We start from the raw sequence: 23410 nt of genomic DNA, 5'->3' as shown, positions 1-23410 counted from the left end.
CGGGTGGTGCCCGTGGATCGGTCGATCCCCACGCTCCCGGCGATCGCCGCGTCCGGCAGGGGTGGCACCTCCCGGCGCGAGGTGGGGAAAACCCCACCGACCGGGGCCTCGCGATCGGTGAGGATGGGGACATGGCGCACCGACCCGGCCCCCTCCGGCTGACCGGCTTCGCGCTCGCGCAGGTGGCGCTGGCCGTGCCGACGCTGGTCGCCGCCACGCTCGTCGCCCTCGGCGCCGGCACCGCGGTCGTCGTCGTCGGGATCCCGGTCCTGCTCGTCGGCCTGCCCCTGCTGCGCTGGATCGCCGACCGGCACCGCGCGATGGCGGCCGCCACCCTCGCCCACCCCGTACCGGCCGACCGCCTGCCGGACGACGACCTGCCCCTGCCGGCCCGGCTCGCCACCTGGGGTCGCGACCCGATGACCTGGCGCGAGCTGGTGTGGGCCGTGGCGTCGGCGAGCGTCGGGCTCGCGCTCTCGCTGGCCGTGGTGGTGCTGATGCTCGGCGTGGTCACCCTGGTGCTGTGGTGGTTCGCGACCCCGCACCTGATGCGGCTGCGCTCGGTCCTCGACGCCCGCCTGCTGAGCCGGGGCAGCCACGAGCTCCTCGCGGAGCGGGTGCAGGTGCTCACCGAGACCCGTGCCGAGACGGTGGAGGACTCGGCGGCGGAGCTGCGCCGCATCGAGCGTGACCTCCACGACGGGGCACAGGCCCGCCTCGTCGCCCTCCAGATGAGCCTCGGGCTGGCGCGCCAGCTGATCGACACCGACCCCGTCGCCGCCCGACACCTTCTCGCCGAGGCGTCGACCACGACGGGGGCGGCGCTCGGCGACATCCGCGACGTCGTACGCGGCATCCACCCGCCCGTGCTCGCCGACCGCGGCCTCGCCGGCGCGGTGCAGGCGCTCGCTCTCGACCTGACCGTCCCGGTCGCGGTGGCCGGTGACCTGCCCGACCGGCCCTCGGCCCCCGTCGAGACCGCGGCCTACTTCGCGGTGCTGGAGTGCCTGGCCAACGTCGCCAAGCACGCCGGGGCGCAGCAGGCCTGGGTCGAGCTGGAGCGCCGCGGCGACCTGCTGGTCGTGGTGGTGGGCGACGACGGGCGGGGCGGCGCCGACCCGTCGGGCGGCACCGGGCTGCGGGGGGTGGCGCGGCGGCTGGCGGCGCTCGACGGCAGCGTGAGAGTCTCGAGCCCTGCGGGTGGTCCCACCCTGGTGACGCTGGAGGTGCCGTGCGAGTCGTCCTCGCCGAGGACAACGCCCTCCTCCGCGACGGGCTGACCCGGATCCTCACGGCGCACGGCTTCACGATCGTCCACTCGGTCGACAACGCACCCGCTCTCGCCGAGGCGCTCGCCGACCCCGACGTCGAGGCGGCGATCCTCGACGTACGCCTCCCGCCGACGCTCACCGACGAGGGCCTGCGCGCCGCGATCGCCTGCCGCGCGGCCCGCCCGGGCTTCCCCGTCGTGGTCCTCTCGCAGTGGGTGGAGCACCTCTACGCCCGCGAGCTGCTCGCCGGTGGCGGGGGCGGCATCGGCTACCTGCTCAAGGACCGGGTCGGTGACATCGGTGAGTTCGTCGACGCCGTGCGCCGGGTGGCCGCCGGCGGCACCGTGCTCGACGCGGAGGTGGTCTCCACGATCATGGCGCGGCCGCGGGCGCGCGCGGTCGACCGGCTGTCCGAGCGCGAGCGCGAGGTGCTGGCGCTGATGGCCGAGGGGCGCTCCAACGCCGCCATCGCGGCTCGGCTCCACATCACGCCCAAGGCCGTCGACAAGCACGCCAACAGCATCTTCACCAAGCTCGACCTGCCCGTCGCCCCCGACGACAACCGGCGGGTGCTCGCGGTGCTGGCCTGGCTCGAGTCCTGAGCCTGCCCCGAGCCGGCCCTGAGCCCGCCCCGGCCCACCAGGGGCTCACCGGAGTCTCACCAGGGGGAGGGCTGGTAGTCCTTGACGAAGCAGCCGAAGAGGTCGGTGCCGGCCTCGCCGAGCACGATCGGGTCGTAGACCCGCGCGGCGCCGTCGACGAGGTCGAGCGGGGCGTGCCAGCCCTCGGCGGCGATCCGCAGCTTCTCGTGGTGCGGGCGCTCGTCGGTGATCCACCCGGTGTCGACGGCCGTCATCAGGATCCGGTCGGTCTCGAACATCTCGCCCGCCGACGTGCGGGTCAGCATGTTGAGCGCGGCCTTGGCCATGTTGGTGTGGGGGTGCCCCGCGCCCTTGTAGCGCCGCGAGAACTGCCCCTCCATGGCGGAGACGTTGACGACGTACGCCCGCCCGGAGGTCGCGGCCGCCGCGGCGCTCGCCATCGCCGGGCGCAGCCGCGAGACCAGCAGGAACGGCGCGATCGAGTTGCACAGCTGCACCTCGAGCAGCTCGAGCGGGTCGACCTCGCCGACGGTCTGGGTCCACGAGTTGGAGACCTGCACGTCGGGCAGCAGCCCGCCGGCGTCGACCGCCGTGCCCGCCAGGTGCGCGTCGAGGGAGGCCTGCCCCGCCTTGAGCGCCAGCGCGGTCAGGGTGGCGGCGTTGTGCACGGCCATCGCGTGCTCGGCCGACTCGCCCTCGTGGTGGGCCACGGCGGTGTCGCGCAGCGCGCCCGCGATCGCGGCGGGGTGGGCCTCGGAGATCCGGTCGAAGGTCACCAGCTCGGGCACGGAGTCGTCGGGCAGCGGCAGCGACTCGGCCTCGACGAGCGGCGCGTAGGCGCCCGGCGTGCGGCGCACCGTCTGGCACGCGTTGTTGATGAGGATGTCCAGCGGGCCGGCCGCGGCGACGTCGTCGGCGAGGGAGATGACCTGGGTGGGGTCGCGCAGGTCGATGCCGACGACCTTGAGCCGGTGGATCCACTCGTCGCTGTCGGGCAGGGAGCCGAACCGGCGCACCGCGTCCTTGGGGAACCGGGTGGTGATCGTGGTGTGGGCCCCGTCGCGCAGCAGGCGCAGCGCGATGTACATCCCGATCTTGGCGCGCCCTCCGGTCAGCAGCGCCCGCCGGCCGGTGAGGTCGGTGCGTTGGTCGCGCTTGGCGTGGCTCATCGCCGCGCAGGTGGGGCACAGCCAGTGGTAGAACGCGTCGACGAGGGTGAAGTCCTGCTTGCAGATGTAGCAGCCGCGCGGGTTGATCAGCTCGCCGGCGAACGCGCCGGGCGCGGAGGAGACGAGCGGGATCCCGGACGTCTCGTCGTCGATGCGCTCGGGCGAGCCGGTGGCGGTGAGCTCGGTGACCGCACGGTCGTGCGCCAGCTCCTCGGCGCGCTTGGCCATCCGGCGCTCGGCCTTGATCGCCTTGTACATGTGCGAGGCCGCGCGCTTGACGGTGATGTGGTCGGGGTGGTCGCCCGGCACCCGGTGCAGCTGCTCGAGGACGCGGACGGTCGTCGCCAGGTCGGCCGGGTCGATGCCGTCGTGCTGCTCGTTCACCGGAGCAGGGTACGGGCGGCGAGCGCCGTCGCCCCAAAGCGCGGGCGGCGTCCGGGCGGCGGGTGTGACTCGTCAGACCTCGCGCGCCGGTGAGCCGTTGATCCGCACCCGGTCGGCCCGCATGCCGTGCTCGACGCCCCACAGCACCGCCCGGGAGCGGGAGTCGACGTCGATCTTGCGGTAGGCCGAGCGGATGTAGGACTTGATCGAGTTGAGGGAGAGCAGGGTCCGCTCGGCGATCTCCTGGTTGCTCAGGCCCATCGTGATCAGCGACAGCACCTCGGCCTCGCGGGCGGTCAGGCCCTCCTCGCGGCCGGGCCAGTCGCCCCCGACCAGCGGCGAGCGCCCCCGCGACGGCGAGACGACGAGCTGGCCCCCGGCGATCGAGATCAGGGCCTCGACCAGCCGCGCTGCCGGCAGGCTCTTGGAGAGGTAGCCGCGCACGCCCTGCCCGAGGGTGTCGCGGGTCAGCCACGGCTGGAAGTTCCAGGTGTAGACCGCGACCGAGCGCACCTGGGGGCTCTCGATGAGCTGGCGCACGGCCGGGCCGTTGCCCTGCCCCATCCCGAACGTGTCGTAGAGCGCGACGTCGACGGGCTGGGCGACGGGCTTGCCCGCCGCGAGCTCGACCACGTCGACGCGGTGGCCATAGCTGCGCATCATCGCGTCGAGGCCCCGGACGACCACCTCGTCGTCGTTGACGAGCGCGACTCGTATCACCATGCCTTCAACGTACTGCGGTTTATGTATGTTGAACCCCTTCTTACAGAGAGTTGAGGGCATCGTGCGGGACAGCGCGGCCGTGGTCGAGGAGACCCGCACCGGGGGCCTGGGCGTCCGTTGCGAGGGGGTCGTCCACCTCTACAAGACCTTTGGCGGACACGACGTCGTCGCCCTGCGGGGCGTCGACCTCACCATCCGGCCCGGCGAGCGGGTCGCGTTCCTCGGCCCGAGCGGGTCGGGCAAGTCGACCCTCCTCGCGCTCCTCGGCGGCATCCAGAAGCCGAGTGCCGGCAAGATCTACCTCGGCGACGAGGAGGTCTCGCGGATGGGCGAGCGCTACCTCGCCCGGATCCGCTCGCGGCAGGTATCCACGATGCTCCAGGGCGCCACCCGCAACCTGCTGCCCTACGCCACCGCCCGACAGAACATCGCGTTCGCCCGGCTCTCGCTCTCGGGCGGCGACCGCGACCACGCGCTGGCCGACACCGAGCTGCTCGACCGCGTGGGGCTCCTCGACCAGGCAGAGCAGGTGGTCTCCACGATGTCCGGCGGCCAGCGCCAGCGGCTCGCGCTGGCCTGCGCCGTGTCGACGTCGCCGCGCCTGCTCCTCGCCGACGAGCCGACCAGCCAGCTCAGCCACGCCGACCGCGACCACGTGCTCCACCTGATCCACTCGCTCGGCGACGACTTCGGCACCACCATCGTCGTGGTCACCCACCAGCCCGAGGTGGCCGCCACCTTCCCGCGCACGGTGACGATGAAGGGCGGCCGCGTCGGCGCCGAGGGCCACGGCGGCTCGGAGTACGCCGTGGTGGGCGAGGACGGCGTCCTCCACCTCCCCGGCCACATCGCCGCCGAGTGGCCCCCCGGCACGCTCGTCCGCTTCGAGGACGACGAGCAGGGCCGCATCATCGTCACCCGCGCCAGCAGTGAAGGATCCCAGGCATGAGCCAGCCGCGCGAGCTGCGGCTCGACGCCATCACCTACGTCAGCGGGCGCACCCTCCTCGACGACGTGAGCGTCACCTTCCCCGCGGGCAAGGTGACCGCGCTGTCGGGTCCGAGCGGGTCCGGCAAGACCACCCTGCTCTCCATCGCCGGCGGGCTGCTCGAGCCCACCTCGGGCTCCGCCGAGCTCGACGGACGCGAGATGTGGACGGGCAGCGGCGACCCGCTGCCCGAGGTGGCGTTCGTCCTCCAGGTCTACGGCCTGGTGCCGATCCTGTCGGCCCGGGAGAACGTCTCCATCGCCCTGCGCGCACGCGGGGTGGCGCCCGCCGACGCCGACGAGGCGGCCGAGGCCGCGCTCGCGCGGTTCGGGATCGCCGACCTGGGCGAGCGGCAGGTCGAGGAGCTCTCCGGCGGCCAGATGCAGCGCGTCGCCTGCGCCCGCGGCTTCGTGGTCGGCGCCGACGTGCTGCTCGCCGACGAGCCGACGTCCGAGCTCGACGAGGGCAACCGCGGTGTCGTCCTGGCCGAGCTGCGCGAGGAGGCCGCCCGCGGCGCCGTCGTCGTGGTGGCCACCCACGACCCCGCCGTCGTGGAGGCGTGCGACCTGCACATCGCGCTCGACGAGGGCCGGGTCGTTCGGTGACCGCCCGTCCGTCCGCGGCACCGGAGAGGCCGGGTCGTTGAGCCGAGTCCTGCGCGGCGCCTGGAGCCGCCGCGGTGCCCTGACCACGCTGGTGCTGATGTCGCTGGTGGTCGTCGGCGGTGCCGTGACCGTGCTGCAGTTCGCCGAGGCGGCCGGCACCTCGCGCTGGCTGAGCGCCCCGCTGCTCCTGCTCGGGGCGGTCGCGGTGCCGAGCATCGGCGCGGAGCTCGCCGTGGCCCGCCGCGAGGAGGTGGGCCTGGCCCGGCTGCGGGGCGTCCACGGGGTGCGGCTGTGGCGCTTCCTGCTGGTCGAGCCGCTGCTCGCGATCGTGCTCGGCACCCTGCTCGGCCTCGCGGTCGGCGCGGCCGGCACCGTCTGGGCGAGCGCCACCTGGCTCGGCGAGGCCGCCCCGGCGCTCGGGCGTACGGCGCTGCTCGCGGCCGCCGCCATCGCCGGCGTGGGCCTGCTGATCGTCGCGCTGTCCGCGGCCTCGGCCGTGCGCGAGCCGCTCGCCGCCCAGGTCTCGACGCGGCGTCGGCCGCGCCGGGCGACGACGCTGGCGATCTTCCTCAGCGTGCTCGTCCTCGTCGGCGCAGCGGTCGCGGCCTACCGCAGCCGGGAGGGCGACGGCGATCCCGACCTGGTCGTCCTGCTCGGCCCGGCGCTGGTGGGCCTGGCGCTCGGGCAGGTCGCGGTGTGGGTGGTGCGGATCGCGGCCCGGGTGCTGACCCCGGCGACCGAGAGGCGCGGCCTGGGCGCGTTCCTGGCCGCGCGACGGCTCGCGCGCGCCGACGACCTGGTCACCCCCGTCCGGCTGGTCGTGGCCGCCGGCGTCGTCGGGGCCCTGGCGCTGAGCGGCGCGGTGGCGGTCAGCGGCTGGACCGACGAGCAGGCCGCCGTCGAGGTGCCGGGCGAGCGCACGATCGACGCGACCGCGCTCGGCGCGATGGGAGCCGTCGACCTCACCGAGCAGACCGACCCCGAGGGCGAGCACCTCGTCGCCACCGCGATCGTGCGCAACGAGAACCGGCTGGCCGAGCGCCGCGCCTACGTCGACGCCGCGCGCTGGGAGCGGGTGGTCGGTGACTTCTACGACGACACCCCCGCCCGGGCGGCGTCCGACGCCGTCGGGCGCCTCGCCACCGGCCTCGCCCCGGTGCGCGTCGCCGGCGACCGCCTCACGGTGGCGGTCTCCGGGATCGAGGTGCCGCCCGTGCGCACCCTCCGCGGCCCCGACGGCCAGGAGACCGAGGTCGGCGGCGCGCGCGCCGTGCTGACGCTGTCCTACGTCACCGCGGCCAACAGTTCGGGCGCCGTCACCGTCACCCTCGACGTGCCCACCGACGGCACCCCCGCCCGCCGCGCCGTGCGGGTGGACGAGTGCACCGACGGCTGCGTCGTGACCGGGCTCTCGCTCGACCGAGACAGCCGCGGCCTCATCGACGGCAACGACTTCGTGGTGCTGGTGGAGCAGCTCACCCTCGGTGGCACCGACCTGCTCGCCCAGCCGTGGGTGCCCGACCCGTCGTCGGTGGAGGCAGCTCTCTCCAACCAGTTCTTCCGCAACTACGAGCCCCCGGCGGTGCTCGTGGTCAACCGCCCCGACGGTCTCCAGGTGGCGATGCTGCCGGCCACCGCGCTCGAGCTCGACCTCGACCTGGGCGCGAACGAGGTGCCCGTGCTGGTCGCCGACGAGGCCGCGCCGCAGGCGCTCGACCTCGGCGGCGACGACCGGGTGACCGAGGTGGTCGGCGTCGCCCGGTCGCTGCCGCTGCTCGGCAGCATCGGCACGCTCGCCGACATCCGCACCTCGGCGGTCGGGTCGGGGCCGACCGTCCCCTCGGCCGAGGTGCAGGTGGTGGCCCGCGCGGGCGCCCCCCAGGAGGTCCTCGACCGGGTCGCCGAGGCGACCGGCACCCGCTGGCGCTCCCGGACGGCCGTGCGCGAGTCGCTCGGCGAGCGCTTCGGCGGCGCCCAGTCGGTGGCGTACGCCCTCACCGCCCTGGCCTGCGCGCTGGTCGCGCTGCTCGCGCTGGGCGCGGGCGTGGCGCGCCACCTGCGCGACTACCGCCGCGACGTGGCGTCGCTGCGGGTGCTCGGCATCTCCACCGGCACCGCCCGGCGCGCCGGGCGCACCGAGCTGGCCAGCCTCACCGTGCTCGCGCTGGCCGCGGTGGTCGCGGGCGGCTGGCTGGCGGTGCGGCTGCTGCTCGACGGGCTCCCGCTGCTCGCGGTCCCGGTGGCCGGGCTGCCCCTCGACACCGCGCCCCGCGCCTGGCCGCTCGTCGTCCCCGCCCTGATCGCGGCGCTGGCGGTCGTGGTGGTGGGCGGCCGTGCGCGGGCCGTGCGCGCCGCCACGACCCGTCCCAGCCTGCTGCGCGAGGAGGAGGGCCAGTGAACCCACCCCACGACGTCCCTCGCCCCCGCTGCGCTCCTCCGACCGACGCCGAGGGGACCCCGCAATGATCCAGCTGTTCGGTGCGATCGTCCGCGGACTGCGGGCCCGGGCGCTGCTGTCCGCGGGCTCGGTGCTGCTGAGCGCCCTCGCCGTCGGCTCGGCCGTGCTCGGCCCGGTCTTCTCCGAGGCGGTGACCAACTCCTACGTCGTGACCCGCCTGCAGGAGACCCCGGCCGGCCTCACCGGCCTGAGCCGCGTCTTCACCCCCGACCCCGGGACCCCCCTCGGCGAGGCGCGCACCGACGCCGTCAACGCCTCGGAGGAGCTCACGACCGGCCCCTGGCAGGAGCCGGTGCCGATCGTGCAGTCCGAGCGGTTCAGCGCCCTGCGCGGCGTGGTCACCTTCTGGGCGCGCACCGACGCCTGCGAGACGCTCGAGGTCGAGGGACGCTGTCCCCGGGCACGCGGCGAGGTGCTGATGCTGGCCTCCGACCTCGAGAAGACCGGTGCCGAGATCGGCCGGCCGCTGGACCTCGCGATCTTCCAGCCCAACGGCGTGGCGGCCCTCGGGCTGCCGCGTCCCGGCATCGACGAGGTCGTCGTGGTCGGCACCTACCTCACCCCGCGCACGAGCGAGGACTGGCTCATCCCGGGACGGCTCACCAGCACCAACGAGCAGGAGAGCATCCGCGGCGGCTACCAGCCGTTCGCCCCCGCCCCGCTGATCACCACCGACGACACGATCACCGCGGCCGGCTCCTGGACGGTGCGCGTCGACACCCACCTGGCCGTCCCCGCCGACCTCACCCCCGAGCAGCTCGACGAGGCCGCGGCATCCGCCTCGGCCGTGCCCAGCGAGGGTGGCGTGGAGGTCGTCGGCGGCATCCTGCGCTCCGACGACACCAACTCGCTGGCCGACGTCGTCGAGGAGGTCCGCTTCCAGCAGTCGACCGCGCGCAGCTCGATCGCGCCGGCCGTGCTGTCGCTGGTGCTGGTCGCACTGGCGCTGCTGATGCGCCTGCTCAACGCCGCCAGCGAGCTGCGGGTGCCCGAGCTGGCGCTGGCGTCGCTGCGCGGAGTCACGTCCCGCAGGCTGTGGGGCCTCGGGCTCGCCGAGCCGCTCACCCTGCTGCTGGTCGCGACCCCGCTCGGCATCGCCTTCGGGCTGGGCCTGGCGGTCGTGCTCGTGCGGAGCTGGCTGGTGCCCGGCCTGCCGCTGCCCCTGCCGGCGGCCAGCTGGGTCGCGGCCGCGCTCGTGCTCGCCGCGGCCGTGGCGGTCGCCTGCGTGGCCGTGGGCCTGGTGGTCCGCGAGTCGCTCGCCTCCCAGCTCTCGGGCGTACGCCGCCCGGTGGCGGCGCGCCGCTGGTCGGTGATCGCCCAGCTCACCCTCCTCGCCCTCGCCGTCGCGACGCTGGCGAGCAAGCTGTCGGCCAGCGGCCCCGCCGAGCCCGACGCGACCGACCTCGTCCTGCCGGTGCTGCTCGCCGTCGTGGCCGGGCTCGCGGCGACGCGGCTGACCGCCGTGCTCGCGACGTGGTGGACCCACCGTTCGCGCGGGCGCTCGCTCAGCGGCTTCGTGTCCTCGCGCGCGATCTCGCGCCGCCAGGAGGGCACCCTCGTCATCCTGCCGATCACCGCCGCCATCGCGGTCGCCGTCTTCGGCGCGGGCGTCTACGACTCCGCCGCGACCTGGCGCACCAGCGTCGCCGCCACCGCCTCGCCGGCCGCCACGACGTGGTCGACCAACCTCACCATCTCCGAGGCCGTCGACCTGACCCGCCGGGTCGACCCCGACGGGGAGTGGATCATGGCCGCGGCCAGCGTCTCCAACCCCGGGGCCAACTTCTCGGTCGTCGACAGCAGCCGGCTGGCGCGCGTGGCGACCTGGCCGCCCACGTGGAGCCCGGGCCGCGACGTCGAGCAGGTCGCCGACACCATCGCGCCCGGTGGCCGGGTGCCGACGCTCGAGGGCCGGCGGATCACGCTCACCGTCGACAACCGGGCCGACCTCGACGACGGCCTGTCCGTCGAGCTCCGCTTCGGCAGCCGCGGAGGGGTGCCGCTCAAGGCCTACCTCGGGCCGTTCCCGCCGGGCGAGAGCAGCCGCTCGGCCCGGGTGTCGTTCTGCCGGGAGGGCTGCACGCTCGAGGGGATGACCCTCGGCGGGGGCGCCGGCACCAACGCCCGCATGTCGGGGACGATCCGTCTGGAGGAGGTCGCGGTCGACGGCACGCCCGTGCCCGACGCCATCGCCGGCGCGGGCTGGACGCCGACCCCCGACCCCGCCGTGCGCACCTCGATCACCGGCATGCGGGAGGTCGACGGCACCCTCGACCTCGACGTCGACACCGGCGACTCCGTCGGCATGGCGCGGCTCACCGCCGGCGGCATCACCCGCGACCGGCCGGCGCTGGCCGGGCCGGGCGTCCAGGCGCGGGCCATCGCCAAGCTCGACGAGGGCTTCGGACTGATCCCCGTCGACCCGATCGGCGGCATCGGCGCCATCGAGGGGATGCCCTTCACCGGCCCGTCGGGGCTGCTGGTCGACTACAGCTCGTTCGTCACCGACCGCCCCGTCTACGACAACCTGGTCACCACCCACGTGCTGGCGCGCGAGGGCACGCCGTCCTCGATCACCGAGGCGCTCTCGAGCGCCGGGCTCACCGTCGGCACCACCCTCCAGCAGGAGCGCGAGGTGCTCGACCAGAGCGCCTACGCCCTCGCGCTGCGCCTCTACGGCGTGGTCGCGGCGCTGGTGCTGCTGATGGCGCTCGCCGGCCTGTTCGTCAGCGCGGCGGTCCAGCTGCCGGCCCGCCGCCGCGACGCCGCGGCGCTGCGCGTGGTCGGCGTACCCCGCTCCGCGGTGATGGTGGCCGTGGTGCGCGAGCTCGCCGTCGTGCTCGGCAGCGCCGCGCTGGCGGGCATCCTGGCCGGCTCCCTGGCGCAGTGGGTGGTGCTGCGCACGATCACGCTCGGCTACGCCGACGATCCGGCGACGCCCGCGCTGGTGGCCGCGATCTCGCCGCTGCGCCTGGCCGTGCTGGCACTGCTCGCCGCGGCCGTCCTCGGCGCCGTCGCCCTGGCCAGCGCGTCGATGACCGTGCGCGGCGCCCGCGGCGCGACCCTGCGCGAGTCGGCCCGCTGAGGCGTCCGACGCCCGGGGGTCAGTCGCAGCAGGGGTCGAAGCGGAACCCGACCCCGCGGATGGTGCGGATCCACTGGTTGCCGGTGGCGGCGGCGCGGAGCTTGCGGCGCAGGTTGGCCAGGTGGACGTCGACCACGTGGGTGCTGTCGGGGACGAAGTCGCTGTCCCAGACCGCGCGCATCAGCTCCTCGCGGGGCACGACCACGCCCGGGTTGGCCACGAGGTGGGCGAGCAGGTCGAACTCGGTGCGGGTGAGGCCGACCTCGCGGCCCTCCACGAGGACCTCGCGGGCGTCGCGGTTGATGCTGAGGTCGCGGCACCCCTCCTGCCGCGTCGCCGGCGGGTCGGGCACCGCGACCAGGGTGGGCGCGGGCTCCGGTCCGGCCTCCGTGGTGCGCGGGCGCCGGAAGAGCGCCGCGACGCGAGCCTGGAGCTCGCGCATCGAGAACGGCTTGACGACGTAGTCGTCGGCGCCCACCTCGAGACCGATGAGCCGGTCGAGCTCGGCGGTGCGGCCGCTGATCACGATCACGTAGCAGTCGCTGACCGCGCGGATCCGGCGGCAGACCTCGACCCCGTCGATGTCGGGGAGCGTGAGGTCGAGGGTGACGAGATCGGGGCGCCGCTCGGCGATGTGCGCGAGGGCGTCGGCGCCGGTGGTCGCGACGGTGACGTCGAAGCCGGCCTGGTCGAGCAGCTGGCTGATGGCGTCGCCGACGTCGCGGTCGTCCTCGACCACGACGGCCGTGCGTGCATCCATGATCAGTCCACTCCCCTGGTTGACCGTTCACCTACCCCGCGCGCGGACGGCTCAAACCGGTCGGCGTGCGAGACCCCCTGCACCGATGCTAGGCGGCGACCGGTGGGTCATGTGGTGAATCGGCCCCACGCGCACCCGCCGGACGGCACCGGCGGGTGGGGGAGCGGACGGCTCAGAAGTCCAGGCCGCGGGCCCGGTCGTCGGAGTCGATGCGTGCCACGAGGAAGGGTCCTCCCCCGGAGCGCCGCTCCTGGTCGTCGTCCTCCTCGCGGTCCATCCGGTAGCCGATGCCACGGATCGTGTGGATCCAGGTGGCGTCGGAGTGCCGGCGCAGCTTGCCGCGCAGGTTGGCCACGTGCACGTCCACGAGGTGGTGGTCGTGGGTCAGGGCGCTGCTCCAGATCGCCAGCACCATCTCCTCGCGGGTGCAGACCCGGGACAGGTGGACGGCGAGGTACTCCAGGACGTCGTACTCGATGCGGGTCAGATCGACGATCGCGCCGTTGACCTGCACCTCGCGGCGGGCCGAGTTGATGACGAGCCCCGCCCCGGCGGAGATCGTGGTCGGCTCCTCGACCGGCTGCGCGGGTCTCGGCACCTGCGGACCGCGACCGGACGCCGACTCGTCGGCCCCCGCCGCAGTCCGGGGCCGGCGGAACAGCGCAGCCACCCGGGCGCGCAGCTCGCGCGGCGAGAAGGGCTTGAGCACGAAGTCGTCGGCCCCGACCTCGAGGCCGATCAGCTTGTCGACCTCGTCGGAGCGCGCGGACACGATCACGATGTAGCAGTCGCTGGTCTCGCGGATGCGACGGCACACCTCGATGCCGTCCATGTGCGGGAGCGTCAGGTCGAGGGTGACCAGGTCGGGCGGGTCGCTGGCCGCCACGCTCACCGCTTGTCGTCCGTCCGGCGCCGAGGTCACCCGGAAACCGGCCCCCTCGAGGGTCTCCACCAGCGCTGACGAGATGTCAGGATCGTCCTCGACCACCAAAGCATGAAGTTCTTGCACGTCAAACCCCCACAGATGCGAAGACAAGGGCCCCACGCCCTCGCCGTGCGCCGCCCGAGCGGCGTCGCTCGATGCTAATGCCATCCCAGGGCCAGACATAGGGACGGTCTGACAGGGCGACGGCCTGTCTAGACCGGGGATGGACGCGGCCGCGCCGGGCGTCCCCTGTCGGCCTGTCACCCGTCACCGTCACCGTCGGCTCAGCGCAGGTCGATCGCCCGGTTGACCCAGACCTGCTCCACCGCCATCCCGACCCGCTCGTACATCGGCAGCGCGCCGGTCCGCGAGTCGGTGCCCAGCTCGAAGGTGCGCGTGCCGTGCTCGCGACCGCGGGCGAAGGAGTCGACGAGGAGCGCCTGCGCGATCCCCCGGCGGCGCTGGTCGCGCCGCACCGCGAGCCGGTCGACGTACGCCGTGGTGCCCTCGTCGGAGACGAGCACGAGCGAGACCCCCACGACCGTGCCGTCCGGGTCGAGCGCCACGCGCAGGTTCCACGGCTCGAAGCCGGGGCGGCCGGTCGTGGCCGCCTCGAAGTCCTCGAACGGCTCGCGCTCGCGTACCGACCACTCGAGGAACGCGTCCTCCAGCACGTCGTGGGCGGCGCGGACCTCGCCGGCGGCGGCCGTGCGCACGACGTAGCCCTCGGGCAGCGGTCGCGCGGGCACGGTGGCGCCCTCGGGCAGCCGGAGCACCCAGCTCGTCCACCGCACGCGGAAGCCGAGCGACTCCAGCAGGCGGTCGCCGGGCGAGCCCTGCGGGACCGGCATCCCGACGGCCGGCGAGCCCAGGTCGCGGCCGAGGTCGACGAGCCACCGGGCCAGCCAGGTGCCGATGCCGCGGCCGCGGTGGGAGGGGAGCACCGCGGTGTCGGCGCGGTCGGCGCCCGTCAGCTCGGCGTACGCGACGAGGGTGTCGCCGTCGAGGACGCCCACCGAGCGTGCGGCGAGGTCGTGGCTGGGCCGCGCCCAGTCGCTGACGATGTCGGCCTCCTCGATCGCGACCTGCCCGATGTCCTCGAGCTCCTGGGCGACCATCAGCCGGTGGACGGCGCCCGCGTCGGACCTCCGGAGCGGACGGGTGGTGAGGCCCTCGGGGAGGGTGGCGGCGCGAGTCGACATGCAGGGGAGTGTGCTGCCTCACGTTGCCTGCTGTCGCGCGCTTATCGCCGTCCACGGGGGCGGGCGCGAAATCCCACTTTGCCGCCTGAGGCCCTACCGTGGTGAGCGTGAACGACGAGCAGCCCGCAGCGCCCGAGCAGACCTTCTCCGACCTCGGCCTCTCCGCCGAGGTGCTCAAGGCCCTCGCGGACGTGGGCTACGAGTCCCCCTCGCCGATCCAGGCGCGCACGATCCCGCAGCTGCTCGAGGGCCGCGACGTCGTCGGGCTCGCCCAGACCGGCACCGGCAAGACCGCCGCGTTCGCGCTGCCGATCCTGTCCCGCCTCGACCGCTCGCAGAAGACTCCGCAGGCCCTCGTGCTGGCACCCACCCGCGAGCTCGCGCTGCAGGTCTCGGAGGCGTTCGAGCGCTACGCCGCCCATATCAAGGGCGTCAGCGTGCTGCCGATCTACGGCGGCCAGGGCTACGGCGTGCAGCTCTCGGCGCTGCGTCGCGGCGTCCACGTCGTCGTCGGCACCCCGGGCCGGGTCATGGACCACCTCGAGAAGGGCACGCTCGACCTCAGCGAGCTGCGGTTCCTGGTCCTCGACGAGGCCGACGAGATGCTCAACATGGGCTTCGCGGAGGACGTCGAGACGATCCTGGCCGACACCCCGGCCGACAAGGACGTCGCGCTCTTCTCCGCCACGATGCCCAAGGCGATCCGCCGCATCGCGGAGAAGTACCTCAACGACCCCGTCGAGATCTCGGTCAAGGGCAAGACGTCGACGGCCTCCAACATCACCCAGCGCTACCTCATCGTCTCCTACCCCCAGAAGGTCGACGCGCTCACGCGCATCCTCGAGGTGGAGAACTTCGAGGCGATGATCGTCTTCGTCCGCACCAAGAACGAGACCGAGACGCTCGCCGAGAAGCTGCGCGCCCGCGGCTACTCCGCGATGGCGATCAACGGCGACGTCGCGCAGGTGCAGCGCGAGCGCACCGTCAACCAGCTCAAGGCCGGCAAGCTCGACATCCTCGTCGCCACCGACGTCGCGGCCCGCGGCCTCGACGTCGAGCGGATCAGCCACGTCGTCAACTACGACATCCCGACCGACACCGAGTCCTACGTCCACCGCATCGGTCGCACCGGCCGCGCCGGTCGCAGCGGCGACTCGATCGCGTTCGTCACCCCGCGCGAGCGGCACCTGCTCCGCGCGATCGAGAAGGCCACCAAGCAGCCGCTGACGCAGATGCAGCTGCCGAGCGTCGACGACGTCAACGCCACGCGGCTCTCGCGGTTCGACGACCAGATCACCGAGGCGCTGACCCAGCCGGAGCGGATCGACTTCTTCCGCGACGTGGTCTCGCACTACGTCAGCGAGTACGGCGTCGCCGAGGTCGACGTGGCCGCCGCCCTCGCCGCGGTGATGCACGGCGAGCAGCCGCTGCTCCTCGACCCGGAGCCCGAGCCGCGCACCCGCTCGTTCGAGGAGCGCTCGAGCCACGGCGGCAAGGCCGACCGCAGCCCGCGCGAGTCGCGCAGCGGCCAGCCGATGGCGGCCTACCGCATCGAGGTCGGCAAGCGGCACAAGGTCGAGCCGCGCCAGATCGTCGGCGCCCTGGCCAACGAGGGCGGCCTGTCGCGCGGCGACTTCGGCTACATCTCGATCAAGCCCGAGTTCTCCGTCGTCGAGCTCCCCGCCGACCTCCCGCCCGGCACCCTCGAGCGCCTCGCCGGCACCCGGATCTCCGGCAAGCTGATCGAGATCAAGCCCGACAACGGCCCCTTCCGCGGCCGCTCGGGCGGTGGCCACCGCAAGGGCGGCGGCTACCAGGGCAAGAACCCCCGCTGACGGCATAGGTGTCGAGTGGGCGCGTCCTGACCGAGTAGGCCCGTCGAGTCGGCGCGTCCTGACCGCGTAGGCACGTCGAGTGGGCGCGTTCGAGCTGCCTGGAAATGCGTCGAGTCGGCGCCTCCGCACCATGAACTGGTGAGGAAGCGCCGACTCGATGCCATTCGTGCGTCAGGACGCGCCGACTCGATGCCATTCGGGCGTCAGGACGCGCCCACTCGACCGGATGGGGGCGTCAGGACGCGCCCACTCGACAACTCAGGCGTTGCGGATCGCGGAGACGTCGAACTCGAGCTTGATCTTGTCGGAGACGAGGACGCCGCCGGTCTCGAGGCCGGCGTTCCAGGTGAGGCCCCACTCCTTGCGGTTGACGGTGGTCTCGCCCTCGAAGCCGACGCGCACGTTGCCGAAGGGGTCGCGGGCCGAACCGGTCTGCTCGAAGGCGATCGTGACCGGCTTGGTGACGTCCTTGATCGTCAGGTCGCCGGTGATGGTCCACGTGGTGCCGTCGCGCGTGATGTCGGTGGAGGAGAAGGTGAGCTTGGGGTAGGTCTCGACGTCGAAGAAGTCCCCGGAGCGGAGGTGGCCGTCGCGGTCCGCGGTGCCGCTGTCGATGGAGGCGACGTCGATGGAGATGTCGACCTTGGACGCGGACGGGTCGGCCTCGTCGATGTGGGCGGTGCCGTCGAACGAGCCGAACTGGCCGCGAACCTTGGTCACCATGGCGTGACGGGCCACGAAGCCGAGGCGGCTGTGGGTCACGTCGATCGTGTAGTCGCCCGAGATGTCGTCGATGGCGGTGGTGGAGGCGTCGAATCCGGTGCTCATGAGGGCTCCCTCGTCAGGTAGTTGGTAGAACTTTCAACCATCCTAACGACCCATGCCTTGGGTTCATTCCCGAACAGCCAGAGATTCCTCCCCGGACGTGATCGGCGTCCGGACATGACACGAGCCACGCCCCCGCGTGGGGACGTGGCTCGGATGCGGACCGCGTCAGGCGACCTGGGCGGAGAACACCGAGGAGGTCGACCAGCGCGCCTCCATGCGGGTGCGACCCGACGCGTCGGTCACCGGGGTCCACGTGCAGACCGGGCGGTCGGTCATCGTCTGCGTGCTCATCGGACACCTCTCGTTCACCTGCTGTTCACCCAACCTAGCAGGTCTCCACCCGAGGGGACTCCGAACGACCTGACGCGCATCCGCGCCCCACCCGAGCGGCCAGAAGCATGCGTGGGCCGGGCTCATGCTCCACCGAGGCGACAGGCCGACACGAACCGCCGGGGGGATCCCGCGCCAACAGACGACTTTCTGCCCGATTTCGGGCAGGAACTGGTCGTGCGACCGATCTCGCAGGCATGATCGCCCGGTGCCGGACCCCGACCTCGTCGCCCACGTCGTCGCCACCACGCCCCTGACGCCGGGCGAGGCGGCGCGGGTGATCGACGACGTGATCGCCTTCCACGCCCAGCCGGTGGAGGCCTACGTCAGGGCGCGCCACGCGCACCTCAAGACCTACGGCGCCAAGAACCACGAGATCTTCGCGCGCATCGCCGAGGAGCTCACCCATCGCGTCGTCGCTGCTCCGGAGCTCACCGAGCGCCAGCTGCGGCGCATCATCTACGGATAGGACCCCGTCCCCATGTGTGGAATCGTCGGTTACATCGGCCGCCAGGAGGCCGCCCCGATCGTCCTGGAGGGGCTCACCCGCCTCGAGCACCGCGGGTACGACTCCGCCGGGGTCGCGGTGCTCGGCCCTCGGGGCGTCCGGGTGGCCAAGCGGGCCGGGCGGGTGCGCGACCTCGGCGACGCGCTGCCGAAGCGCTTCGCCGGCACCACCGGCATCGGCCACACCCGGTGGGCGACCCACGGCCCCGCGACCGACGCCAACGCCCACCCGCACACCGACGAGGCCGGCCGCGTCGCGGTCGTGCACAACGGCATTCTCGACAACTCCGCCGCGCTGCGCGCCGAGCTGACCGACGCCGGCGTCACGCTCGCCAGCGACACCGACACCGAGGTGCTCGCCCACCTCGTCGCACGCAGCGACGTCGACACGCTCGAGGGCAAGGTCCGCGACGCCCTCGGCGCGGTCGTCGGGACGTACGGGCTCGCGGTGCTGCACGCCGACTTCCCCGACCGCATCGTCGTGGCGCGCAACGGCAGCCCGCTCGTGGTCGGTGTCGGCGACAAGGAGATGTACGTCGCCTCCGACCTCGCCGCGATCGTGCGCCACACCACCACCGTGGCCGTGCTCGACGACGGCGAGATGGCGACCGTCACGGCTGCCGGGTTCAGCACGATGCGCCACCGCGACCTCGTCGCCACCGGCAAGACCGCGGCGGTGCTCGACGTCGACGCGGCGTCGTACGACGCGGGCGAGCACGAGTCCTACATGCGCAAGGAGATCCTCGAGCAGCCCACCACCGCCCAGGCCGTGCTGCGGGGCCGGCTCGACGAGCGCTTCGGCACCGCCCACCTCGGCGGGCTCGACATGGACGCCCGCGAGCTGCGGGCGGTGCGCCGGGTGAAGATCCTCGGGTGCGGCTCGGCCTACTACGTCGGCCAGATGGGCGCGGCGCTGATCGAGGAGCTGGCCAGGATCCCGGCCGACGCCGAGGCGGCCAGCGAGTTCCGCTACCGCGACCCGGTGATCGAGCCCGACACCCTCTACGTCGCGGTCAGCCAGTCGGGCGAGACGATCGACACCCTGCTGGCGGTGCAGGAGGTGCGCCGCAAGGGCGGGCGCTGCGTCGGGCTGGTCAACGTCGTCGGATCGGCGATCGCGCGTGAGTGCGACGGCGGGATCTACCTGCACGCCGGTCCGGAGGTGGCCGTCGCCAGCACCAAGGCGCTGACCAACATGTTCCTGGGCTTCGCGCTGCTCGCCCTCCAGCTCGGCCGCGTGAGGGACCTCTCCATCGCCGACGGCAAGCGCCTGGTCGCGGGGCTCGAGCGGCTGCCCGGGCAGATCGAGGAGATCCTCGCCGGCGAGGCCGACCTGGTCGAGGTCGCCCACGACCTCGCCGAGGCGCGCAGCCTGTTCTTCATCGGCCGGGTGCGCGGCTTCCCGGTGGCCCGCGAGGGGGCCCAGAAGTTCAAGGAGATCAGCTATCGCCACGCCGAGGCCTACCAGACCTCCGAGCTCAAGCATGGCCCGTTGGCCCTGATCGACCCCGAGGTGCCGACCGTCGCGCTCGTGCCCCATGACGAGCTCACCGAGCGCAACGTCGGCGCGCTGCACGAGATCGAGGCGCGCAAGGGGGCCCTGGTCGTCATCACGCACGAGGACGTCGACCTCGGGGAGGTCGGCGCGCGCCGGATCGTGGTACCCCGCAACGAGCCCGAGCTCGACCCGATCCTGCTGACGATCCCGCTGCAGCTGCTCGCCTACCACGCCGCGCGGCACCTCGGACACGACATCGACAAGCCGCGCAACCTGGCCAAGTCGGTCACCGTCGAGTGACCCGGGAGCCCGCAACCCGGGCCTGAGATGGACTGGCCGCCCCTTGCCGCATGGGGTCGGCAAGGGGCGCGCCGTGGAGAACCTTCCCACCCGCTCCACGTCCTGTCCGAGGTTCCCCCGAAGTGGCCCGCGGATTTTGCTGTCGCGAAGATCACGCCCCGGATCAGGGCCGCGAACGCCCCGTCGAGACCCCCCTCGAGACCGGGCGCGACGAGGCGGAGACCAGCTGCAGCGCCCGACGGGCCAGCGGCTCGGCCGCTGCCCGGTCCTCGGCGACGAGGCCGACGCGGGTACGCCGCCCGAGCAGGTCGTCGACGTCGTGCGCGCCCTCGTGGGTGATCGCGAAGACCAGCTCGGCGAGGGTCACGTGGACGTCGTCGGACACCGGCGCGAGCAGCTCGTCGTCGGCCAGGCCGGTCACCTCGCGGGCGACGGCGAGCACGAGCTCGGCGTCGGTGCCGAAGCGTCGGACGAGCCGGGCGGGCGCCGTCGTCCGACGCAGGTCGTCGGGGGCGGCGGCGCCGAGCAGGGGGAGCGACGCCGTGCGGCACGAGCCGGCCTCGAGCCGACCGGCGGCGACGAGCGCGTCGAGGGTGTCCTGCGCCATCCGCCGGTAGGTGGTGAGCTTGCCGCCCACGACCGTCGTCACGCCGGTGGGCGCGGTGAGGATGGCGTGGCGGCGCGACAGGTCGGCCGTGGCATCGGTGCCGGCGACCTCGAGCAACGGTCGAAGGCCGGCGAAGGCGCCGACGACGTCGGCCCGCGTCGGCGGGACGGTGAAGGTGGGCGCCACCAACGCCAGCAGGAAGTCGATCTCGCCCTCGCTCGGCACGGGCACGTCGGGCACCGGCCCGGGCGCGGGCTCGTCGGTGAGGCCGACGTAGATCGTGCCGTCCGGCTGCGGGAGCACCATCGCGAAGCGCGCGCTCGTGCCGGGGATCGGCACCATCACCGCCACCCGGGTGCGGGGCAGCGCCGACCCGCGCAGGACGAGGTGGGTGCCCCGGCTCGGGCGCAGCCGCACCCGCTCGTCGAGGTCGCCGGCCCAGACGCCCGTGGCGTTGACGACGGCGCGCGCGCGGACGTCGTACGTCGTGCCGGTCAGCTCGTCGCGCAGCGTCACGGCGGTGCCGGTCGCGGACGTGACGCGAGCCCGGGTGCGCACGTGGGCGCCGTACGACGCCGCCGTGCGCGCGACGGTGACCACCAGCCGCGCGTCGTCCTCGAGCTGGCCGTCCCAGGCGAGCAGGCCGCCGCGGAGGCCCTCGCGACGCAGCGTGGGCGCGAGGGCGAGGGCCTCGGTCGCGTTGAGCCGGCGCGGCCGGGGGAGGGTGCGGGTGGTGGTGCCGGCGGAGCGCCGGAGCGCGTCGCCGGCCCGCAGGCCCGCCCACGTGAGGGCTGCTCGGCGGCGCGGCATCGCGTCGTCGAGCGGGGTCAGCATCGGCAGCGCCCGGACGAGGTGGGGAGCCGTGCGGTGCATCAGGATCCCGCGCTCGACGGCGCTCTCCCGCGCGATGGCGAGCTGGCCCTGGGCGAGGTAGCGCAGCCCGCCGTGGACCAGCTTGGACGACCACCGCGACGTCCCGAACGCGACGTCGTGGGCGTCGACGGCGAGCACCGACAGCCCTCGGGTGACGGCGTCGAGGGCGACGCCCGCACCGGTGATGCCCAGCCCGACGACGACGACGTCGACCTCCGCGGGGATGGCGTCGAGGCCGGGGACGATCCGGCGGGCCGGGGACATCACGGCTCCAGCGCGCGGGTGACGGCGCGGACGTACTCCGCGTCGAGGTCGGCCAGCGAGACGCGGTCGTCGGTCATGGTGAGGGCGGAGAAGACGAACCCGTGCGCGCCCAGCGTCAGCGCCCGTGCCATCGGCACGGCATCGCCCTGACGGATCGCGCCGGAGGCCTGGCCGCTCTCGATCTCGGCGGCGAGGATCTCCACCAGCGCCTCCTGCGAGCGGCCGCGGCGGTGGAGGAGGTAGGGCAGCATCAGGTCGGGGTCGAGCTCGACGATCCTGACGAAGAGCCCGTTGTCGCGCAGCGCCCGCACGGTGGCGAGCGCCGCCTCGGCGATCCCGGCGGGGGTCGTGGTGTCGGCGGCCGCGCGGCTGATGGCGGCGGCGATGCCGACCCACTCGCGGGTCATCAGGTCGCCGAGCAGCGCGCCCATGTCGGGCCAGGCGCGGTAGATGGTCATGCGGGAGACGTCCGCGCGCCGGGCGACCTCGGTGAGCGTCGTACGCCGCCAGCCCAGGTCGAGGATGCACTCTCGGGCCACGTCGAGGTAGCCGTCGAGGCGTGGGTCCGCGGTGTGACGAAGTGACGACATCTGTCACACTGTAACGCATGTCTCCCGCCTCGCCCGTCCCCGAGATGCACCCCCAGCGCTGGGGCGACCCGGCCTCGGCCACCGTCCTGCCCGACTCGGCGCTCGGCCTGGTCGAGCTGGCCTTCGGCCTGCAGGACCGCCGTCCGGTGAGCGGGGCTCGACCCCCGGCGTGTGCGCTCGACGCGGCCCTGCTCGACGACCTTCGCCGCGTCGTCGGCGCCGAGCACGTGCTGGTCGACGACGCCACCCGCACGGTGCGTACGCGCGGCAAGTCGACCCCCGACCTGCTGCGGGCCCGGGCCGGCGACCTCGCCGACGCGCCCGACGCGGTCGTGCGGCCCGACGGGCACGCCGAGGTCGAGGCCGTGCTGCGGTGGGCCGACGAGCACCGGGTCGCGGTGGTGCCCTTCGGTGGCGGCACCTGCGTGACCGGAGGCCTGGCGGCCCGTCGCGACGGCTTCGCCGGCGTCATCAGCCTCGACCTGGGCCGGATGAGGCGCCTCCTCGCCGTCGACGAGGTCTCCATGACCGCGACCCTCGAGCCCGGGCTGCGCGGACCGGAGGCCGAGGCGCTCCTCGCCGAGCGGGGCCTGACCCTCGGGCACTATCCCCAGTCGTTCCGCCACGCCTCGATCGGCGGCTTCGCCGCGACCCGCTCCAGCGGCCAGTCGAGCGCCGGCTACGGCCGCTTCGACGCGATGGTCGTCGGGCTCACGGCCGCCACGCCCACCGGCTCGCTCGACCTCGGCGCGGCGCCCGCCAGCGCCGCCGGCCCCGACCTGCGCCAGCTGCTGCTCGGCTCGGAGGGCGCGTTCGGCGTCATCACGTCGGTGACGCTCCGGGTGCGGCGCGCGCCCGCCGTGACGGCGTACGAGGGCTGGCGCTGGCCGTCGTTCGGCGCCGGCTCCGACGCCATGCGCGTCCTGGCGCAGTCCGGGCTGCTGCCGACGGTGCTGCGGCTCTCCGACGAGGCCGAGACGGCGATCAACCTGGCCGACCCGTCCGCCATCGGCGCCACCGACGACCCCGGCTGCCTGATGGTGACCGGCTACGAGGGCACCGAGGCGTTGGTGGAGGCCAGGCGCGCGGCCGTCACCGCGGCGCTGACCGACCTCGGTGGGACGCCGCTCGGCACCGAGCCGGGGGAGAGGTGGGCGCACGGGCGCTTCGACGGGCCCTACCTCCGCGACGCGCTGCTCGACCACGGCGTCCTCGTCGAGACGCTCGAGACGGCCTGCTTCTGGTCGGACCGCGCGCGGCTGCACGCCGACGTCTCGACGGCCCTCACCTCGTCGCTCGGGGAGGGCACGCTCGTGCTGTGCCACGTGTCGCACGTCTACGAGACCGGCTGCTCGCTCTACTTCACCGTGGCCGCCCGCCAGGGCGACGACCCGCTCACGCAGTGGCAGGCCGCCAAGGCCGCGGCCAGCGACGCGATCGTCGCCGCCGGCGCCACGATCAGCCACCACCATGCCATCGGCACCGACCACCGGCCGTGGCTCGCCGCGGAGATCGGCGAGGTCGGGGTGCGGGTGCTCCGCGCGGTCAAGGCCGAGCTCGACCCCCGCGGGGTCCTCAACCCGGGCGTCCTCATCCCGTAACCCCA

Annotated in this window: 19 protein-coding genes; 10 read left to right on the top strand and 9 right to left on the bottom strand. The window is 74.0% G+C overall.

The features are described from left to right. Positions 1-131: 131 nt before the first annotated feature. Both AC3X7Z_RS14330 and AC3X7Z_RS14325 read left to right on the top strand, forming a co-directional pair. Positions 132-1280, top strand: a complete 1149-nt coding sequence (locus tag AC3X7Z_RS14330; RefSeq protein WP_489976343.1) for a sensor histidine kinase — start codon at positions 132-134, stop codon at positions 1278-1280. Next, positions 1232-1873 (top strand): response regulator transcription factor, encoded by a 642-nt coding sequence (locus AC3X7Z_RS14325; protein WP_489976342.1) that lies wholly within the window; start codon positions 1232-1234, stop codon positions 1871-1873. The genes AC3X7Z_RS14330 and AC3X7Z_RS14325 overlap by 49 nt, the downstream gene beginning before the upstream one ends. 56 nt (positions 1874-1929) lie before the next feature. Here AC3X7Z_RS14325 and AC3X7Z_RS14320 read toward each other — a convergent pair whose 3' ends face one another. Further along, positions 1930-3426: an SDR family NAD(P)-dependent oxidoreductase gene (locus AC3X7Z_RS14320; RefSeq protein ID WP_489976341.1), complete on the bottom strand. Its 1497-nt coding sequence runs from the start codon at positions 3424-3426 to the stop codon at positions 1930-1932. 72 nt (positions 3427-3498) lie between these two features. After that, the gene (locus AC3X7Z_RS14315) at positions 3499-4149 is read right to left on the bottom strand and encodes a response regulator transcription factor (RefSeq protein WP_186339574.1); all 651 of its coding nucleotides are present in this window, start codon (positions 4147-4149) and stop codon (positions 3499-3501) included. 61 nt (positions 4150-4210) lie between these two features. Here AC3X7Z_RS14315 and AC3X7Z_RS14310 point away from each other — a divergent pair, with 61 nt between their 5' ends. The 4 genes from AC3X7Z_RS14310 (at position 4211) to AC3X7Z_RS14295 (ending at position 11285) form a co-directional block, all read left to right on the top strand. Beyond that, entirely contained in the window at positions 4211-5098 is an 888-nt protein-coding gene (locus tag AC3X7Z_RS14310) for an ABC transporter ATP-binding protein (RefSeq protein ID WP_241005258.1), read from the top strand. Next, positions 5095-5742, top strand: a complete 648-nt coding sequence (locus AC3X7Z_RS14305; RefSeq protein ID WP_186339573.1) for an ATP-binding cassette domain-containing protein — start codon at positions 5095-5097, stop codon at positions 5740-5742. Before AC3X7Z_RS14310 ends, AC3X7Z_RS14305 begins: the two co-directional genes overlap by 4 nt. 37 nt (positions 5743-5779) lie before the next feature. Next, entirely contained in the window at positions 5780-8140 is a 2361-nt protein-coding gene (locus tag AC3X7Z_RS14300) for an ABC transporter permease family protein (protein ID WP_489976340.1), read from the top strand. Between the two features lie 64 nt (positions 8141-8204). Then, positions 8205-11285, top strand: coding sequence for an FtsX-like permease family protein (locus tag AC3X7Z_RS14295; RefSeq protein ID WP_489976339.1), 3081 nt, complete (start codon positions 8205-8207; stop codon positions 11283-11285). 19 nt (positions 11286-11304) lie between these two features. On the opposite strand, the gene AC3X7Z_RS14290 is transcribed toward AC3X7Z_RS14295, so the two are convergent. From AC3X7Z_RS14290 to AC3X7Z_RS14280, 3 genes are all read right to left on the bottom strand, one after another. Beyond that, positions 11305-12045, bottom strand: a complete 741-nt coding sequence (locus AC3X7Z_RS14290; protein WP_186339570.1) for a response regulator transcription factor — start codon at positions 12043-12045, stop codon at positions 11305-11307. 172 nt (positions 12046-12217) lie between these two features. Further along, positions 12218-13138, bottom strand: a complete 921-nt coding sequence (locus AC3X7Z_RS14285; RefSeq protein ID WP_489976475.1) for a response regulator transcription factor — start codon at positions 13136-13138, stop codon at positions 12218-12220. Positions 13139-13254: 116 nt separating this feature from the next. Then, positions 13255-14172, bottom strand: coding sequence for a GNAT family N-acetyltransferase (locus tag AC3X7Z_RS14280; RefSeq protein ID WP_186339569.1), 918 nt, complete (start codon positions 14170-14172; stop codon positions 13255-13257). Between the two features lie 107 nt (positions 14173-14279). Between AC3X7Z_RS14280 and AC3X7Z_RS14275 the strand changes: the two genes are divergently transcribed. Further along, positions 14280-16007 carry a DEAD/DEAH box helicase gene (locus tag AC3X7Z_RS14275; protein ID WP_241005257.1) on the top strand — a complete coding sequence of 576 codons (1728 nt, stop codon included), beginning with the start codon at positions 14280-14282 and terminating at the stop codon, positions 16005-16007. Between the two features lie 258 nt (positions 16008-16265). Here the strand turns inward: AC3X7Z_RS14275 and AC3X7Z_RS14270 are convergent, their stop codons facing one another. Then, positions 16266-16835, bottom strand: a complete 570-nt coding sequence (locus AC3X7Z_RS14270; RefSeq protein ID WP_489976338.1) for a YceI family protein — start codon at positions 16833-16835, stop codon at positions 16266-16268. A gap of 165 nt (positions 16836-17000) precedes the next feature. Then, a complete protein-coding gene (locus AC3X7Z_RS14265) occupies positions 17001-17126 on the bottom strand; it encodes a hypothetical protein (RefSeq protein ID WP_260988503.1) in 126 nt (41 codons plus the stop codon). A gap of 247 nt (positions 17127-17373) precedes the next feature. Here AC3X7Z_RS14265 and AC3X7Z_RS14260 point away from each other — a divergent pair, with 247 nt between their 5' ends. Continuing rightward, positions 17374-17634 carry a hypothetical protein gene (locus AC3X7Z_RS14260; protein ID WP_186339566.1) on the top strand — a complete coding sequence of 87 codons (261 nt, stop codon included), beginning with the start codon at positions 17374-17376 and terminating at the stop codon, positions 17632-17634. Positions 17635-17646: 12 nt separating this feature from the next. After that, positions 17647-19470 carry a glutamine--fructose-6-phosphate transaminase (isomerizing) gene (glmS, locus tag AC3X7Z_RS14255; protein WP_489976337.1) on the top strand — a complete coding sequence of 608 codons (1824 nt, stop codon included), beginning with the start codon at positions 17647-17649 and terminating at the stop codon, positions 19468-19470. A gap of 163 nt (positions 19471-19633) precedes the next feature. On the opposite strand, the gene AC3X7Z_RS14250 is transcribed toward glmS, so the two are convergent. Together AC3X7Z_RS14250 and AC3X7Z_RS14245 are read right to left on the bottom strand one after the other, a co-directional pair. Beyond that, positions 19634-21214, bottom strand: a complete 1581-nt coding sequence (locus tag AC3X7Z_RS14250) for a glycerol-3-phosphate dehydrogenase/oxidase (protein WP_489976336.1) — start codon at positions 21212-21214, stop codon at positions 19634-19636. Beyond that, the gene (locus tag AC3X7Z_RS14245; protein WP_489976335.1) at positions 21214-21804 is read right to left on the bottom strand and encodes a TetR/AcrR family transcriptional regulator; all 591 of its coding nucleotides are present in this window, start codon (positions 21802-21804) and stop codon (positions 21214-21216) included. Before AC3X7Z_RS14245 ends, AC3X7Z_RS14250 begins: the two co-directional genes overlap by 1 nt. 17 nt (positions 21805-21821) lie before the next feature. Between AC3X7Z_RS14245 and AC3X7Z_RS14240 the strand changes: the two genes are divergently transcribed. Next, positions 21822-23405 (top strand): FAD-binding oxidoreductase, encoded by a 1584-nt coding sequence (locus AC3X7Z_RS14240; RefSeq protein ID WP_489976334.1) that lies wholly within the window; start codon positions 21822-21824, stop codon positions 23403-23405. Positions 23406-23410 lie beyond the last annotated feature (5 nt).

This window comes from Nocardioides sp. Z24_21 (assembly GCF_058134345.1).
This window is presented reverse-complemented; position numbering and strand designations above follow the sequence as displayed.

What these genes read in the sequence shown, in the direction of transcription:
- AC3X7Z_RS14285 (WP_489976475.1), bottom strand. Translation starts at nt 13,138, where the DNA reads ATGGCATTAGCATCGAGCGACGCCGCTCGGGCGGCGCACGGCGAGGGC.
- AC3X7Z_RS14270 (WP_489976338.1), bottom strand. Translation starts at nt 16,835, where the DNA reads ATGAGCACCGGATTCGACGCCTCCACCACCGCCATCGACGACATCTCG.
- AC3X7Z_RS14280 (WP_186339569.1), bottom strand. Translation starts at nt 14,172, where the DNA reads ATGTCGACTCGCGCCGCCACCCTCCCCGAGGGCCTCACCACCCGTCCG.
- AC3X7Z_RS14240 (WP_489976334.1), top strand. Translation starts at nt 21,822, where the DNA reads ATGTCTCCCGCCTCGCCCGTCCCCGAGATGCACCCCCAGCGCTGGGGC.
- AC3X7Z_RS14330 (WP_489976343.1), top strand. Translation starts at nt 132, where the DNA reads ATGGCGCACCGACCCGGCCCCCTCCGGCTGACCGGCTTCGCGCTCGCG.
- AC3X7Z_RS14245 (WP_489976335.1), bottom strand. Translation starts at nt 21,804, where the DNA reads ATGTCGTCACTTCGTCACACCGCGGACCCACGCCTCGACGGCTACCTC.
- AC3X7Z_RS14250 (WP_489976336.1), bottom strand. Translation starts at nt 21,214, where the DNA reads ATGTCCCCGGCCCGCCGGATCGTCCCCGGCCTCGACGCCATCCCCGCG.
- glmS (WP_489976337.1), top strand. Translation starts at nt 17,647, where the DNA reads ATGTGTGGAATCGTCGGTTACATCGGCCGCCAGGAGGCCGCCCCGATC.
- AC3X7Z_RS14295 (WP_489976339.1), top strand. Translation starts at nt 8,205, where the DNA reads ATGATCCAGCTGTTCGGTGCGATCGTCCGCGGACTGCGGGCCCGGGCG.
- AC3X7Z_RS14265 (WP_260988503.1), bottom strand. Translation starts at nt 17,126, where the DNA reads ATGAGCACGCAGACGATGACCGACCGCCCGGTCTGCACGTGGACCCCG.
- AC3X7Z_RS14305 (WP_186339573.1), top strand. Translation starts at nt 5,095, where the DNA reads ATGAGCCAGCCGCGCGAGCTGCGGCTCGACGCCATCACCTACGTCAGC.
- AC3X7Z_RS14290 (WP_186339570.1), bottom strand. Translation starts at nt 12,045, where the DNA reads ATGGATGCACGCACGGCCGTCGTGGTCGAGGACGACCGCGACGTCGGC.
- AC3X7Z_RS14315 (WP_186339574.1), bottom strand. Translation starts at nt 4,149, where the DNA reads ATGGTGATACGAGTCGCGCTCGTCAACGACGACGAGGTGGTCGTCCGG.